The 15,525-nt window shown below is 42.4% G+C and carries 12 protein-coding genes and 1 tRNA gene; 8 read left to right on the top strand and 5 right to left on the bottom strand.

What is annotated here, in order from left to right; all coding sequences use genetic code 11:
* Positions 1–78 precede the first annotated feature (78 nt).
* Both QWZ01_RS19405 and QWZ01_RS19400 read left to right on the top strand, forming a co-directional pair.
* Entirely contained in the window at positions 79–849 is a 771-nt protein-coding gene (locus QWZ01_RS19405; RefSeq protein ID WP_290326206.1) for a GDSL-type esterase/lipase family protein, read from the top strand.
* Between the two features lie 188 nt (positions 850–1,037).
* Entirely contained in the window at positions 1,038–3,302 is a 2,265-nt protein-coding gene (locus tag QWZ01_RS19400; RefSeq protein WP_290326203.1) for a Tex family protein, read from the top strand.
* A gap of 67 nt (positions 3,303–3,369) precedes the next feature.
* On the opposite strand, the gene QWZ01_RS19395 is transcribed toward QWZ01_RS19400, so the two are convergent.
* Positions 3,370–3,846 (bottom strand): Lrp/AsnC ligand binding domain-containing protein, encoded by a 477-nt coding sequence (locus QWZ01_RS19395; protein WP_076373882.1) that lies wholly within the window; start codon positions 3,844–3,846, stop codon positions 3,370–3,372.
* A gap of 151 nt (positions 3,847–3,997) precedes the next feature.
* On the opposite strand from QWZ01_RS19395, the gene QWZ01_RS19390 reads away from it, so the two are divergent.
* Positions 3,998–4,109 (top strand) — tRNA-Asp (locus QWZ01_RS19390).
* Positions 4,110–4,377: 268 nt separating this feature from the next.
* Here QWZ01_RS19390 and QWZ01_RS19385 read toward each other — a convergent pair.
* The gene (locus QWZ01_RS19385; RefSeq protein WP_290326202.1) at positions 4,378–4,995 is read right to left on the bottom strand and encodes a hypothetical protein; all 618 of its coding nucleotides are present in this window, start codon (positions 4,993–4,995) and stop codon (positions 4,378–4,380) included.
* 256 nt (positions 4,996–5,251) lie between these two features.
* Here QWZ01_RS19385 and QWZ01_RS19380 point away from each other — a divergent pair, with 256 nt between their 5' ends.
* Complete coding sequence (locus tag QWZ01_RS19380) at positions 5,252–8,677, top strand: ThuA domain-containing protein (protein WP_290326201.1); 3,426 nt, start codon at positions 5,252–5,254, stop codon at positions 8,675–8,677.
* 75 nt (positions 8,678–8,752) lie between these two features.
* Here QWZ01_RS19380 and QWZ01_RS19375 read toward each other — a convergent pair whose 3' ends face one another.
* On the bottom strand, positions 8,753–9,325 hold the full coding sequence (locus QWZ01_RS19375) for a porin family protein (protein ID WP_290326200.1): 573 nt from the start codon (positions 9,323–9,325) through the stop codon (positions 8,753–8,755).
* A gap of 189 nt (positions 9,326–9,514) precedes the next feature.
* On the opposite strand from QWZ01_RS19375, the gene QWZ01_RS19370 reads away from it, so the two are divergent.
* The 4 genes from QWZ01_RS19370 to QWZ01_RS19355 all read left to right on the top strand — a co-directional run bounded on the left by QWZ01_RS19370 (position 9,515) and on the right by QWZ01_RS19355 (position 13,013).
* On the top strand, positions 9,515–9,730 hold the full coding sequence (locus tag QWZ01_RS19370) for a hypothetical protein (RefSeq protein ID WP_290326198.1): 216 nt from the start codon (positions 9,515–9,517) through the stop codon (positions 9,728–9,730).
* A 67-nt stretch (positions 9,731–9,797) separates the two neighbouring features.
* Positions 9,798–11,537 carry a S41 family peptidase gene (locus QWZ01_RS19365; RefSeq protein WP_290326196.1) on the top strand — a complete coding sequence of 580 codons (1,740 nt, stop codon included), beginning with the start codon at positions 9,798–9,800 and terminating at the stop codon, positions 11,535–11,537.
* A gap of 120 nt (positions 11,538–11,657) precedes the next feature.
* Entirely contained in the window at positions 11,658–12,197 is a 540-nt protein-coding gene (locus QWZ01_RS19360) for a hypothetical protein (protein ID WP_290326194.1), read from the top strand.
* Between the two features lie 201 nt (positions 12,198–12,398).
* Positions 12,399–13,013 carry a hypothetical protein gene (locus tag QWZ01_RS19355; protein WP_290326191.1) on the top strand — a complete coding sequence of 205 codons (615 nt, stop codon included), beginning with the start codon at positions 12,399–12,401 and terminating at the stop codon, positions 13,011–13,013.
* 108 nt (positions 13,014–13,121) lie between these two features.
* On the opposite strand, the gene tatC is transcribed toward QWZ01_RS19355, so the two are convergent.
* Both tatC and accC read right to left on the bottom strand, forming a co-directional pair.
* Complete coding sequence (gene tatC, locus QWZ01_RS19350; RefSeq protein ID WP_290326189.1) at positions 13,122–13,985, bottom strand: twin-arginine translocase subunit TatC; 864 nt, start codon at positions 13,983–13,985, stop codon at positions 13,122–13,124.
* Positions 13,986–14,063: 78 nt separating this feature from the next.
* Complete coding sequence (gene accC / locus QWZ01_RS19345; RefSeq protein ID WP_290326187.1) at positions 14,064–15,398, bottom strand: acetyl-CoA carboxylase biotin carboxylase subunit; 1,335 nt, start codon at positions 15,396–15,398, stop codon at positions 14,064–14,066.
* Between the last annotated feature and the right edge of the window lie 127 nt (positions 15,399–15,525).

Here is a 15,525-nt window from a genome sequence, read left to right as displayed (position 1 = left end):
AGCCTGATTCAATGATTCTGCTTCTTGATGGGCTGTTTTTCTCTCAAGAGGGGAACTAATGAGTATATTAATAAGTTTATGAAATATCTGTTTATTACCATACTGCTGCTATGCAATGTTTCAGCGGCTGTAATCGGAGTTAAAAAGCCAAATATCAATGTGGTATTTATAGGCGATAGTATAACTCAAGGCGTTCAGCTGAGTGATCCCGCTACAGAAGCACCACCGGCAACGGCCATAGCCTGGCTGCGCAAACAAAACAACATGGGTACGGTTGAGTTTAGCAACCAGGGGCATAGCGGCTATACCACTCTTGATTTTTTACCAGGCAGCAATACTTTTACCAAGGTTGAAGAGGCTGCTAACGCCTTTACCGATAAAGATGCCCTATTGATATTTTCGGTGAAACTGGGTACTAATGATAGCGCCATTCATGGCCCGCACGGCGCACCGGTATCGCCCGATAATTATATCCAAAACGTAAAAACGATTACCGATAAATTGCTGGCCGATTTTCCGAAGGCTATCGTCATTTTTGAGCACCCCATCTGGTATAGTCCGAATACCTACAATGGCTCTATGTATTTACAGGAGGGTTTATCAAGACTGCAAAGCTATGTGCCTAAATTGGATAGCCTGGTACATGCCTATGCTGTTGCAAATCCGAAACATGTTTTTGTGGGAGATAAAAAGGCGTTTGATTATTTTGAAAAACACCACCTGACCGAACTGATAGCGGAGAATGGCAAACAGGGCACATTTTACCTGCACCCAAATCAAACCGGGGCGGTGTCGCTTGGAGAGTTTTGGGGCAAGGCCATTGAACGGGTGGTGAAACAGTTGAATTGATATTCACCCCGAAACGTCATCCTGAATTTATTTCAGGATCTCTCAGGATTACACACGTCATGTTATATGGATGGACAAGTGGGATGCCGAAATAAATTCGGCATGACGCCACGTGTCTATTCTTTTTGCAAACCATTTTTGCTTTTTAACCGGAGAGTACCCAACTTCGCATTCCGAATTTTTGAAATATGATATCTCATTATAAAAAAATAGCCCAGGAGCTTTCAATTGCCGAAAAGCAGGTAAGCGCCACTGTTGAATTGCTTGACGAAGGTGCCACCGTTCCGTTTATTTCCCGTTATCGTAAAGAGGTTACAGGTACCCTTGATGAGGTGCAAGTAACCGAGATCCGCGACCGTGTACAGCAACTGCGCGATCTGGATAAACGCCGTGAGGCCATCTTGAAATCGCTTACCGACATGGGCAAGTTAACACCCGAACTGGAAAAGCAGATCAACGAGGCCGAAACCATGGTGGTGCTGGAAGATATTTATCTGCCCTACCGCCCCAAACGCAAAACGCGTGCTACTACAGCCCGCGAAAAAGGCCTGCAGCCACTGGCCGATCTGTTGTTGTTACAGCAAAAAGGCGATCCCGCTACAGAGGCTGCGGTTTATGTTGATGCCGAAAAAGGTGTTAATAGTGTAGAAGAAGCCCTGGCAGGCGCAAGGGATATCATTGCCGAAACCATCAGCGAAAATGCCGAGGTACGTACCCGCATCCGTGAGTTATTTATTGAAAAGGGAACTTTTCAATCAAAAGTGGTTGATGGTAAAGAAGAGGCTGGTATTAAATATAAAGACTATTTCGACTGGCAGGAGCCTGTAAAATCGGCACCATCCCATCGCATCCTGGCTATGCGCCGTGGTGAAAAGGAAGAAATTTTATGGCTGGATATTAAACCCGAGGAGGATGAGGCTGTTGCCATACTGGAAGATACTTTTGTAAAAGCCAACAATCCATCTGCTGATCAGGTGAAGCAAGCCATTGCCGATGGTTACAAGCGCTTGCTAAAACCGTCGATGGAAACAGAAGTGCGCCTGTTTACCAAGAAGAAAGCCGATGAAGAGGCTATCCGTGTGTTTTCAGAAAACGCACGTCAGCTTTTACTAAGCGCGCCATTGGGCCAAAAACGGGTAATGGCTATTGACCCGGGCTTCCGTACCGGTTGTAAGGTGGTATGCCTGGATGAACAGGGTAAGCTGCTGGAAAATACCGCCATTTACCCGCACACCGGGGCAGGGCAGGCACGTGAGGCAGAAAAAACGGTTCAGCATTTATTTGAAAGATATAATATTGAAGCTATTGCTATAGGTAACGGCACCGCTGGCCGCGAAACCGAAGTATTTGTGCGTAACCTGAATTTGCCCGGTGTAGTTATTGTAATGGTGAACGAAAGCGGCGCTTCTATTTACTCGGCAGCTGATGTGGCGAGGGAGGAGTTTCCGGATAAGGATATTACCGTGAGAGGTGCAGTATCCATCGGCAGAAGGTTGATGGATCCATTAGCCGAGCTGGTAAAGATCGACCCAAAATCAATCGGAGTAGGACAGTACCAGCATGATGTGGATCAGAACAAACTGCAAACCTCATTGGATGATACTGTAATGAGCTGTGTGAATGCTGTAGGTGTTGAACTGAACACGGCATCTAAACAAATATTAGCCTATGTATCAGGTTTAGGACCTCAACTGGCTCAAAATATTGTGGAATACCGCGATCAGAACGGTGCCTTTAAACGCCGCGATCAGTTGAAAAAAGTGCCTCGCCTTGGCGAAAAGGCTTTTGAGCAGGCAGCAGGGTTTTTACGCATACACCAGGCCGAAAATCCGCTTGATTCAAGCGCGGTACACCCCGAGCGTTACAGCTTGCTGGAGCAGATAGCAAAAGATATGAACTGTACCGTGAAAGATCTGATGAGCAATGCCCCGCTGCGTAAAAGCATCCCGCTGCAAAAATATACTTCAGAAACTGTGGGTTTACCTACCCTGAACGATATTATGGCCGAGCTGGCTAAACCAGGCCGCGACCCACGCGAGCAGTTTGAGGCCTTTAGCTTTACCGAAGGGGTAAACGCCATTAATGATTTAAAAGTGGGCATGAAACTGCCGGGTATTGTTACCAACATTACCAATTTTGGCGCCTTTGTTGATATTGGCGTGCATCAGGATGGGTTGGTGCACCTGAGCCAGATCACCAACCGATACATTAAAGACCCCAATGAAGTACTTAAGGTACATCAAAAGGTTGAGGTAACCGTTACCGAAGTTGATGTAAACCGCAAGCGCATTGCCTTATCAATGAAAGACAATGACAAAACTGCCCCGCAACAAAAAAGAAGCGACGACAGAAGGCCTGCAGGCAATAAACCTAACTACGGCAGGAAACCCGAACAACAGGAAGAAACGGATATAGCTATAAAATTGGCGGCTTTAAAGAATAAGTTTAAGTAGGGGAACGGCTGTCATTCTGTATTAAAATAGGGTGACAGCCCCTTATTCTTATTTCTGGTAAAGGTTTTTATTCTAAGGTAATCTGCCTCCTGATACTTTCTTCAAGTGAAATGAAAGTTTCGGTGCGTTGAATACCTTTAACGCCTTGTATCTGCTCATTTAAAACTTCGCGCAGGTGGGTAGTATCATGACAAACAATTTTGGCAAAAATACTCCACTCGCCTGTGGTGTAATGCAGTTCAACAATTTCCTTAATGGTTTTTAACTGTTTTACCGCTTCATTGTACTGAGATCCCTTTTCAAGGTATATACCCAGGAATGCTGTAATATCATATCCTAATTTCTGAGGATCTACTTCCAGGCTGGCTCCTTTTATAACACCCATCTCTTCCAACTTTTTCATTCTCACGTGTATGGTACCGCCAGAAACTATCAACTCTTTAGCTATCTCGGTGTACGGAGTGGTAGCATTCTTCATTAATATTGATAAAATCTGGATATCAAGATTATCAATTTCTAAATTTTGAGCTTTTCTGTGGGACATAAATTTGAATATCTATATTGAAATACAAGTTTAATTAAAATTTGAATAAAAATAAAATATTTTTGTTGAAATATTTGCAAGGAATTGATAGGTCTATTAAATTTGTATCAAGCAATTGACAAATGCTCTTAGTTCTTTAAAATAAAAACAATGTTGGGTGGTGAAATTTTTGGCAGACACACCTCCTTGTCCCGGTGGCGGAGATCCTGGAAAACCCGAAGCGGGCTAACCACTCTGTGAAGGTTCGAATCCTTCCCCAACAGCTATTAAGCTCAAAGCTTAATTGCAATCCTGTAGGATGGTGAAATTTTTGGCAGACACACCTCCTTGTCGCGGTGGCGGAGAAATTGGGAAACTTTCAGCAATGAAAATAACCACTCCGTGAAGGTTCGACCCCTTCTCCTACAGCTCTTCTCATAATTTAGGTTTATAATTGGTTAGTAAAGGCCCCTGCCCATCAGGGGCTTTGCTGTTTTAAGGGCTTTTATAATCATCATAGTAGATATTCCCGCTTATCATCTTAATCAGCTCTTACTTCAGATGTTCCTGGTTTTTAAACCCGATGATGCTTTCTGTTTTTTGCCTTGCACTTAATTCTTCAAACTCTTCATGGGTTATCGCTTTCATTTCTTTGAGCCAGCTCAGGGTTGATATTTTTACATCATAAGGAATGCTGCTGTCAAAATGGGTGTATTTGTTTTTATAATAAGCACGGATAGCAGCATGTATTTCATCAATAAAAAGCAATACGGTTTGCCTGTTGGGTTTTGTTGCAAGTAATTCTAAAATTTTTTGCCCGCCGCCAAGATAAATGATCTCTTTATTACGCTGAGTGAAAGAGTATAAAGCCAGCGAGGCGAAAAATACAAAGCCGAATACCCATAATAACAATTCGGCCTGTGGGCCTTTATCCTGCCATGTTGAAAAAAGAAGGTAAGAGTCAAGTATGGTAAATACCAGGAAAGTGTAGTAAGACAGGTTGGCTGTTTTATCAATTCTCTTAATAGTTTCAAAACCAAGCTCACCAAGTTTTATGGTGTATTCCATCTCATCTTTTAGGGTTTTGGCATGGATGACGATATGATCGTCTTCAATACGGATCTCCTTTTTCGAAGTCCAGCTTTTTTGGATTAATCGGTTAGTAGCCATAAGGTTCGGATTATCTAATAAAAATAATAAAAACAAAGGGGTATTAAAACACGTAAAAAAGGATCCCTGCATACGCTTGAATTAAGCCTCCGAAAATTGTATTACAAATTTTACTGTGTCATTTTAACACAATGTGTTTGATATCTAAATATTTATCATACATTTGGTACATTGCCAATTATCACAATCGATTGTGACTGAACCCCGGTAGTTGCAATAAATACCAGTTAAACTAAACTAACCTAATAGCACATATATGAAAAAAATCGTACTGATGATTCTTGCAGCGTGTTGCTGTATTTGTTTATCCTGTAGTAAAAAGCGCGTGGGCAAGCCGCGGGTGTTGGTGTTTTCCAAAACTATGGGCTACCATCATGAATCTATTGATGCCGGTATAGCCGCAGTTCAAAAAATGGGTGCAGCCAACGGCTTTGATGTTGATACTACTAAAAATGCTGATCTGTTTACCGAGGATAACTTACAAAAATACGCGGCGGTTATTTTCCTGAGCACCACCGGCGATGTACTTAACTACCGCCAGGAGGCAGCTTTTGAGCGCTATATACAAGCAGGTGGGGGGTATTTGGGTATACACGCCGCTACGGATACCGAGTACGATTGGGGATGGTATGGCCGCCTTACCGGCGCCTGGTTTTTTGACCATCCAGGTATACACGATAAATATCCTAACGTACAGGAGGGTGTGTTTAATGTTGTTGATGGTAATAATCCTGCAACCAAGCACCTGCCTAAAGAATGGAAACGTACAGATGAGTTTTACTCTTTTAAAGAGGCTCTGAGTCCTGACATTCACGTGTTGTTAACTATCGACGAGAAAAGTTACAATGGTGCTAAAAGAATGGGCTATCACCCTATGGTTTGGTATCATGATTTTGATGGCGGCCGTTCATTTTATATAGAGCCAGGGCACACTAAAGAATCTTACACTGAAGATAATTATCTGAAATTGCTGCTGGGTGGTATTAAATATGCTATAGGTGATAATAAGGATCTGGATTATTCCAAAGCAAAATCACAGCTGCCACCAGATGAAGACAGGTTTAAAAAAACACAACTATCAACCGGTGAGTTTTTTGAGCCTACAGAAATGACTATTCTGCCTAATTTTGATATTATGGTGGTGCAACGCCGCGGTGAAATCATGTTGTACAAGCATGATACCCAAAAGGTAAAGCAGGTTGGCTTTTTTGATGTTTATTATAAAACACTCCATACCCCGGGTGTAAATGCAGAAGAGGGAATACTTGGCCTGGCCAAAGACCCTGATTTTGCCAAAAATAACTGGGTATATATCTATTACAGCCCTGCCGATAGCTCGGTTAACCGCCTGTCGAGGTTTACTTTTGTGAACGATACACTGGATAAAAAAACTGAAAAGATAATATTAGAGGTAAAGGCCCAGCGCGAAATTTGCTGTCATACAGGCGGCTCTATCGCTTTTGGTCCGGGCCCGGATAAGCTGTTATTCTTTTCTGCCGGGGATAACTCAACCCCGTTTGATGAAAAAGGCCAGAAATATGTTACCAGTGGCTATGGTCCTTTAGATGACAGGCCTGGTCACCTGCAATTTGATGCCCGCCGTTCGGCTGGTAATACCAATGATCTGCGCGGTAAGATCATGCGTATCAAGGTTAACGATGATGGTACTTATAGCATTCCGGAAGGCAATCTTTTCCCGAAAGGTACACCCAAAACACGCCCTGAAATTTACGTTATGGGCGATAGGAATCCTTACCGGATCTCGGTTGATCAGAAAAATGGGAACCTGTACTGGGGCGAGGTTGGTCCTGATGCGCATAATGACAGCCTGGACACCCGTGGCCCAATGGGTTACGATGAGGTAAATCAGGCACGCAAGGCGGGCAACTTTGGTTGGCCATATTTTGTAGGCAATAACAAACCGTACCATTTGTACGACTATGCAACAGGTAAGTACGGGCCTGCCTTTGACCCTAAGCATCCGGTAAACAATTCACGTAACAATACAGGATTAACAGATTTGCCACCGGCGCAACCGGCATTTATTTGGTATCCGTACGGGCCATCGGCAGATTTTCCACAGGTAGGTGCGGGAGGCAGAAATGCCATGGCGGGCCCGGTGTATTATACCGACATGTTCCCAGCAGAAACCCGCTTGCCGGATTATTACAACGGTAAATTTTTAACTTACGACTGGATGCGCGGCTGGATTAAGGCGGTTAGCATGAAGCCTAACGGCGATTTTGATAAAATGGAACCGTTCTTTAACAGGCTGAAGGTAAACTCCATGATTGATATGGAGGTTGGGCCCGATGGAAGACTATATGGATTAGAATATGGAAGCGGATGGTTTTCCCGTAACCCGGATGCTGGCTTGTTCCGTATTGATTACATAGCGGGCAACAGGCCACCTGATATTACCCAGATAAAGGTTGATAAATCTTCGGGCCAGTTGCCATTTACCGTTAAGCTAAGCGCTAAAGCTAAAGACCCCGAAGGTGATAAAATAGCTTACACCTGGGATTTAGGCAACGGTGAAACCAAACAGACGGAAACCCCTCAGCTCACCTACACTTACACTAAACCAGGCGATTATAAGATCATATTGGAAGCTAAAGATAACCAGGGAGCTGCTGATAAAACGATGCCTTTAAAGGTATATGCCGGTAACGAGCAACCACAGGTATCTGTCAAATTAACCGGGGGTAATAAATCATTTTATTTGCCGGGATTACCTCTCAGTTATGCGGTTACAGTTACCGATGGCATCAACACGCCAAAGATTGACCCTAAACGAATCATGGTAAGTGTAGACTATATTAATGGCTACAAAAAGCCTGTATCGGCATCGCAACTGGAACAAAGTGAACCGGAAAACAGCGGCAAGGCCATTATGCTTACCATGGATTGCAAAAGCTGCCATAAAGAGGTTGGCAAATCAATAGGACCTGCGTTTATGGATGTATCAGCCAAATACAAAAAAGATCCGGATGCCATGGCCAAGCTTACCCAAAAGGTAATAAAAGGCGGTGCCGGGGTTTGGGGCGAAACCGCTATGCCGGCACATCCATCCATCAAAAAAGGCGATGTTGACCAGATCATTACCTGGGTGTTGTCGTTGGATAATAAAGACGCGCAAAAGAAATCATTGCCGCCAACCGGTACTATCAATCCTGATCCGGGTAAACAGCCAACAAGCACCCTGGTATTATCAGCCAAGTACACTGACGAGGGTGGGAATAACATCAAGGCATTAACAGGCCAAGGTGTAGCTGTTTTAAACAGCAATAATTATATGTTCTCGGGTGCCGAAAAAGTTAATGGCTTTACCATGTTCAAATACAATGGTATTAACTTGGCCATTATGCCAACAAATGAAGGTTGGTTTGAGCTGAATGATATTGACCTTACCGGTGTACGTTCAGTAAACCTGACTCATTTCTGGCAGGCGGCCCCATCTATCGGCTTTAACTTTGAGGCCCATATTGATGCACCAGGCGGTCAATTAGTAGGTAAAGGCAGCATGCCGGTGCCAACCAAGGATCAAAAATCGGGCGTAACGCACTTAACCATTAACCCGGTTACCGATGGTAAACTGCATAAAATTTACTTTGTATATAAACCTGTAAAAGCCGTGGCCATGCAGGCCGGTGTAACAGGCATACAGTTTAGTGCCAAGTAAACCAATTGAAATGGCAATAAAAAAAGCCGGCAGGGTGTACCCCGCCGGCTTTTTGTTTATTAAGAATCGATGCCTTTAAAATATTTTAAAACCTATACTAAGCGCCCAAAGGTTTTGGCGTTTGGCAAAACTATCGCTCACCTTGGTTAATCCGCCTTCGTAACGCAGATCGGCGGTAATAGCTCCAATGTCAACTCCGGCACCTACCTGGTAACCGATGTTGCTTTTATTAAAGTTATCAATGGCTCCGTTAAAATTATCGCTTAAACTGCCGCTCTTGTCCAGTTGATAGGTGTATATAGGGCCACCCATTACCCGGAAGTTTAGATCTTTATCACCGAATGATTTACCAATAAGCAATGGTACGTTCAGGTTGGTGAACCTTACCTTGCCACTAAAGTTCTGGTTGTTGTCGCTCGATTCAAATTTACCACCGGTTCCGCTTAAATAAAGCTCAGGTTGAAAGTAAACGCTGCCGCCAACACGGGCAAATAAACCGGCCTGATAACCGGTTAGGCTTGATTCTTTAATATTGTCGGTGCTGATCTTTGAAAAATTGACACCGCCCTTAATACCTAATGAAACCTGTGCTTTTGCGCTGATGCTTACCGCGATCATTAATGCTGCACCTAATAAATACTTTTTCATAATTTTGATGTTAGTGATGCCGCTTTGTAACTATATTGGTTAAATAGTACAGGTTGGCATTTTTAAAATTGTTATTTTATAAAACGGGTTTTACAAGTAAACCTTATTTGTTCCCTAACAATTGACGAGCCAAAGTTTTAAATGTTGCCTGCAACGTATTTTTTATATTTTTGCTGAAAATAATTAATCATGGCTGAGATCAGTATCACAAACAAAGAGTGGGAGCGTGTTAAAATAAAGGTTCAACGCAAATACAACCACCTTACCGATGAACAATTACAATACTCAGAAGGGCAGGAAGAAAGCCTGATAACCAAGTTAATGGATCTGGTTAACCGCGACAGGAAGTACGTAGTGTTCACTTTGAAAAAAGCACTTGTAAATATTGATAATAACAGGCTGTAAATAAGGCATTGCCTTTATAAACTGATAAGCTTTTTGTATTTTTATAGGCTTAATGGCGTTATAGGTTATGGTGATCAATAAAAGATACAAAAAGATAGGTTTAATTGCCGGTATAGCCCTACTGGCAGGCGGTGCGGTGGCTTTTAATGATGACCTCTTCCAGATATCAAAGAATCTGGATGTTTTTGCATCGGTTTACAAAGAGGTGAACATTAACTATGTTGATGATATCAACTCTTCAAAGCTGGTAAAAACCGGCGTTGATGCCATGCTTGACGGACTTGACCCTTATACCGAGTTTGTTCCCGAATCGGAAATTGAAGATTATAAGCTGCATTACGTGAGCACACAATATGGCGGTATTGGAACTACCATATTTTTGCGCAACGGGAAAGTGTTCATTTCAGATGTGTTTTCGGGTTTTCCTGCCCAAAAAGCCGATATACATCCGGGTGATCAGATCGTAAAAATAAACGATGTTGACCTGAGCGGTAAAAATAACGAACAGGTAAGCCTGTTGTTAAAAGGCTCAAAAGGGGCGCCTATAAAACTGCTCATCAAACGCGATAATACACCACAGCCATTTGAAAAAAATCTCATCCGCGATGAGATCAAGCAACCCAATGTATCTTACTTTGGAATGGTTGGCGGCAATATGGGCTACATTAAGCTCGATAAATTCCTTGAAAATTCTGCTAGCGAGGTTACCAACGCGCTGGTGACCTTAAAAAAGAACAATCCAAACGGTATTATCCTTGATCTGCGTTCAAACGGTGGAGGTATATTGCAGGAAGCTGTAAAAATTGTAAACCTATTTGTTCAAAAAGACGTTGAGATAGTTTCGCAAAAAGGAAAGATCAAGGATAAAAACTTTACTTACAGTACCATCAATACGCCACTTGAGCCTAATTTGCCTTTAACTGTACTGGTTAACAGTCATTCGGCATCAGCATCAGAAATTGTTGCCGGCTCATTACAGGATCTTGACAGGGCCATTATTATTGGTCAGCGCAGCTATGGCAAGGGACTGGTGCAGCAAACATTCAATTTACCATACAATAGCCTGGTTAAAATCACCATCGCAAAATATTATGTGCCTTCAGGCCGCTGTATACAGGCGCTTGATTATACCCACCGTAAAGATGATGGCAGCGTAGTAAAGGTTGCTGACTCGTTGATTCACGAGTTTAAAACCAAAAATGGCCGTTCGGTATTTGACGGTAGCGGCATCTATCCTGATATATTTGTTAAGCAGGAGAAATTTGCCAACGTAACGCAAGCCTTAGTGGGTAAGCTGTTGATATTTGATTATGCTACTGTTTACAGGGACAACCATCCCAAAATTGGCGATACTAAGGAATTTACCCTTTCTGATGCCGAATACAATGACTTTGTAAAATATCTTGCCGATAAAAATTACAACTATACCACATCATCAGAAAAACTACTCACCAGCCTTAAAACTGAAGCCACTAAAGAGAAGCAGTTTAACGACATCCAGGCGGAGTATGATATTCTGAAATCAAAGCTCCTGGTTAGTAAAAAGAATGACCTGCAGCAGCATAAAGCCGAAATAAAACAGGTGCTGGAGAATGAAATTGCTTCACGCTATTATTTTGAGCGCGGCCGTTATGAGGTTAACTTCAAATACGATAAGGAACTGGCTACCGCTATAAAAACTATGCAGGATAAAGTGCAGCTGGCATCTATACTCAAAGGTGAAGGCAATTATAAAGTTATCGGAAAACCGGTATTGGCTATGGCCGGTAAAAAAGAAACTGATAAAGATCCCGACGACGAGCAATAAGTCAATCAATTGTATATCATAGTGTTGTGGAGTTGTAACTAATTAGTTACCTCTATGGAGTGTGTATTAGCTAAACTTTTGACAATACTCACTGTCATACATGCAAATAACACTATAAACATGAAAAAGATAATTTTAACAGCAGCCATTCTGCTTAGCTGCTTAACTGTAAAAATAGCCAGCGCACAAATAAGCTTAAGTATAAACATTGGCAGCCAGCCCGACTGGGGCCCTACTGGTTATGATCATGCAGATTATTACTATATGCCTGACATCGACTCTTATTACGATATTAATGCTCATCAGTATGTTTATCTGAATAACAACGTATGGGTGCACACCGTAGCTTTACCACCGCGCTACAGCAATTATGATGTGTATCATGGTTACAAGGTTGTGGTAAATCAACCTAACCCGTGGATTCATAATGATGTGATCAGGCAGAAATATGCTTCATACAGGGGCCGCCGTGATCAAACCATTATTCGTGATAGTAAAGAAGTAAAATACCGTAACCACTGGAACGGAAACAATAATAACCGTGGACAAGGCCGCAGGGTTGTAGTTCACAAAACCAAGGTTGTACACAAAGATAATCGCGACAACCATGACAACCACAATGATCATCATGATGGTCATGGCGAAGGTCACAGGAATTAATTTATATTTAAAATTTCAATGTAACCGGCTCAGCAGCAATGCTGAGCCGGTTTTTTTATCGTTAAGCTTAAAATTGGGGATATATAAGCATGAAAAAACATTAAACTTTTTTCGATAATTGCTGTCATACATCCGAACAATGCTACTAATAGAGGGAATAGAAACTCGTTTAGTAAGCAGGTAACACTTAAAACACTACTAATGAAAAAGCTCATTTTATCTGCAGCAATATTACTTGGCTGCTTTACTGTTAAAACCGCCACTGCCCAGGTAAGCGTAAGCCTGGGTGTAAATATTGGCAGCCAGCCTGCCTGGGGCCCGGTTGGATACGACTACGCTAACTATTACTACATGCCCGATATTGATACCTACTATGATGTGCCAACCCATCAGTATGTTTACTTTGAAAACAATGTTTGGGTACACCGTGGATACCTGCCTGTACGCTACCGTCATTATAACCTGTACAACGGCTACAAGGTGGTTATAAACGACAGAAACCCATGGTTAAGGCATGATGTATACCGGGCAAGATATGTGGGCTACAGAGGCCGCCATGACCAGGTAATTATTCGTAACAGTCATGATGCAAGGTATGCTCATTATTGGAGAGGCAACTATGGCCGCAGAACCTCTTATGCTCGCCCTGGATACGGTGGTCGTCCGGGTTATGCAGGGAACCGTGGTAACTGGAATCATGGTCATGAAAACCATGGCGGCAACTGGGGCGGCGGTCGCGGACATGAAAACCATGGTGGTGGTCATGGCAATGATAATCACGGCGGTGGGCACGGTGGTGGCCACGGACATCATTAATAATTTTAAAGTTATAGCATAAACAAAAGAGGCTTCCTTTTTGGGAAGCCTCTTTTTGTTTGATAGAAAAAATTTATTGTTGTGTTTTGATAAACGTTATCAAAATAATTAAGCCATCGTTTCTTCGTGGTTTTTCAACTTCCTTTTTTCAACAAGGCCTGCTACTATGATACTAACCTCGTACAATATAAATAATGGTATACTTACAACAGTCATGGTAAGCATATCTGGTGTAGGTGTTACAACAGCTGCTATGATCAATATAATTACAACAGCATACCTGCGGGTATCGCGCATGAATTTAGGCGTTAGTATACCCAGGTTAGATAATATGTACACCAAAATTGGCAGCTGAAATACCACACCGGTTGCAAGTGTTAGGGTAGCAACTGATGATATGTAAGAATCGATAGAAAATAAATTCTGGATCTTAGTACTTACTGTGTAGCCCGATAAAAAGTTGATAGACATCGGGGTGATAACGTAGTAACCAAACATAATTCCCAGCAAAAACAACAAACAAGCGTAAAAAACAAAGCCTGTAGCAGCTTTACGTTCCTTTTCATGCAGGGCTGGTTTTATAAAGCGCCATATTTCCCATATCAGATAGGGCACACCTAATGTAATACCAATGATGAGTGCTGAGTTGATCTGCAAGGTAAACTGCCCGGCCATTTCGGTATTGATAAGTTGGATATTGATCTTATCGATACAAAAGCCTGAACGGTGCAAGGCAGCACCCAGTTCGCAAAGCATACGGTAGGTCCAGAACGTAGGCCTGCTTGGGCCCATAATCACGGTATCAAATATCCAGTCGTAAAAATAAAATACAACTGCTGTAAATATTACAATGGCTACCGAAGCTCGTACCAAATGCCATCTTAAGGCTTCTAAATGATCGAAGAAAGACATTTCTGCTTCCATCGTTTTACCTTTATCTTTTATGGCCTTTATTAACTTATTCTCGCTCATTGTTTATATGGATACCGCTGATTAAACGTTCTGTAATGCTAAGTACGTTTTATTTTGTGAAGATAGTTTGAATTTATTTTAAAATTCAAAGGTTTCCATAAACTTAGTAGTAAAGTTACCTGCACGGAAGTTAGGGTCCTGCATTAATTTCAGATGGAAAGGTATAGTTGTTTTTACACCCTCTATCACAAACTCGCTTAAGGCACGTTCCATGGTGCTCAGGGCTTCATCACGTGTTTGGGCCACACAAATAACCTTAGCTATCATTGAATCATAGTTAGGTGGAATTACGTAACCTGTGTACACATGTGTATCTATACGTACACCATGGCCGCCAGGTGAGTGGAAATTGGTTATACGTCCTGGTGACGGGCGGAATTGGTTAAACGGATCTTCGGCATTAATACGGCACTCAATGGCGTGCATGGTTGGCTCGTAATTTTTGCCTGAGATAGGAATACCGGCCGCAACTTTGATCTGCTCTTTAATCAGGTCAAAATTGATCACCTCTTCGGTAACCGGGTGCTCTACCTGGATACGGGTGTTCATTTCCATGAAATAGAAGTTACGGTCTTTATCAACCAAAAACTCTACGGTTCCGGCACCTTCATATTTAACGGCTTTGGCGCCTTTTATGGCAGCTTCACCCATTTTTTTACGAAGTTTTTCGGTCATGAAAGGTGAAGGCGATTCCTCAACCAGTTTCTGGTGACGACGCTGTATAGAACAGTCGCGTTCAGATAAATGGCATACTTTACCATATTGGTCGCCCACAACCTGAATTTCGATGTGGCGAGGGTCCTGTACATATTTTTCAAGATAGAGGCCATCGTTACCAAAGGCAGCACCTGATTCTGCACGGGCAGAGTCCCAGGCATTCTCAAACTCTTCATCTTTCCAAACAATACGCATACCACGGCCACCACCACCGGCGGTAGCTTTTAATATAACAGGGTAGCCTATTTTATTGGCAATAGAAATACCTTGCTTTACATCAGACAGCAAACCTTCAGATCCAGGTACAATAGGTACACCGGCTTTTTTCATGGTATCTTTTGCTGATGCTTTATCACCCATCTGGTTAATCTGCTCGGCAGTGGCACCAATAAATTTGATACCGTAATCGGCACAGATAGCGGAGAATTTTGCGTTTTCAGACAAGAAGCCATAACCTGGGTGTATGGCATCGGCGTTAGTTAATTCTGCAGCCGAAATGATATTAGGAATACTCAGGTAGGAGTCGCGGCTTGGCGGCGGACCTATACAAACAGCCTCATCGGCAAAACGCACATGAAGGCTATCGCGGTCGGCAGTTGAATATACAGCTACGGTTTTAATACCCATCTCTTTACAGGTACGGATAATACGCAAGGCAATCTCGCCCCGGTTAGCTATTAATATTTTTTTAAACATGATCTTTTTAATATGCAGATGTGCAATTAGGCAAATGTGCAGATGAAAATATTAATGATTGATGATCAATTGTGCGAATTTCAAATGTACAATTGAGTTAAAATCATCTGCACATTTGAAATCAGCA

The sequence above is a fragment of the Mucilaginibacter aquaedulcis genome, from assembly GCF_030409325.1.
GTDB lineage: Bacteria > Bacteroidota > Bacteroidia > Sphingobacteriales > Sphingobacteriaceae > Mucilaginibacter > Mucilaginibacter aquaedulcis.
The sequence above is the reverse complement of the archived record's forward strand: the minus strand, read 5'-3'. Positions and strand labels throughout refer to the sequence as shown.

What these genes read in the sequence shown, in the direction of transcription:
- tatC (WP_290326189.1), bottom strand. Translation starts at nt 13,985, where the DNA reads ATGAGCGAGAATAAGTTAATAAAGGCCATAAAAGATAAAGGTAAAACG.
- QWZ01_RS19355 (WP_290326191.1), top strand. Translation starts at nt 12,399, where the DNA reads ATGAAAAAGCTCATTTTATCTGCAGCAATATTACTTGGCTGCTTTACT.
- QWZ01_RS19375 (WP_290326200.1), bottom strand. Translation starts at nt 9,325, where the DNA reads ATGAAAAAGTATTTATTAGGTGCAGCATTAATGATCGCGGTAAGCATC.
- QWZ01_RS19360 (WP_290326194.1), top strand. Translation starts at nt 11,658, where the DNA reads ATGAAAAAGATAATTTTAACAGCAGCCATTCTGCTTAGCTGCTTAACT.
- QWZ01_RS19370 (WP_290326198.1), top strand. Translation starts at nt 9,515, where the DNA reads ATGGCTGAGATCAGTATCACAAACAAAGAGTGGGAGCGTGTTAAAATA.
- QWZ01_RS19365 (WP_290326196.1), top strand. Translation starts at nt 9,798, where the DNA reads ATGGTGATCAATAAAAGATACAAAAAGATAGGTTTAATTGCCGGTATA.
- QWZ01_RS19380 (WP_290326201.1), top strand. Translation starts at nt 5,252, where the DNA reads ATGAAAAAAATCGTACTGATGATTCTTGCAGCGTGTTGCTGTATTTGT.
- QWZ01_RS19400 (WP_290326203.1), top strand. Translation starts at nt 1,038, where the DNA reads ATGATATCTCATTATAAAAAAATAGCCCAGGAGCTTTCAATTGCCGAA.
- QWZ01_RS19405 (WP_290326206.1), top strand. Translation starts at nt 79, where the DNA reads ATGAAATATCTGTTTATTACCATACTGCTGCTATGCAATGTTTCAGCG.
- QWZ01_RS19395 (WP_076373882.1), bottom strand. Translation starts at nt 3,846, where the DNA reads ATGTCCCACAGAAAAGCTCAAAATTTAGAAATTGATAATCTTGATATC.
- accC (WP_290326187.1), bottom strand. Translation starts at nt 15,398, where the DNA reads ATGTTTAAAAAAATATTAATAGCTAACCGGGGCGAGATTGCCTTGCGT.
- QWZ01_RS19385 (WP_290326202.1), bottom strand. Translation starts at nt 4,995, where the DNA reads ATGGCTACTAACCGATTAATCCAAAAAAGCTGGACTTCGAAAAAGGAG.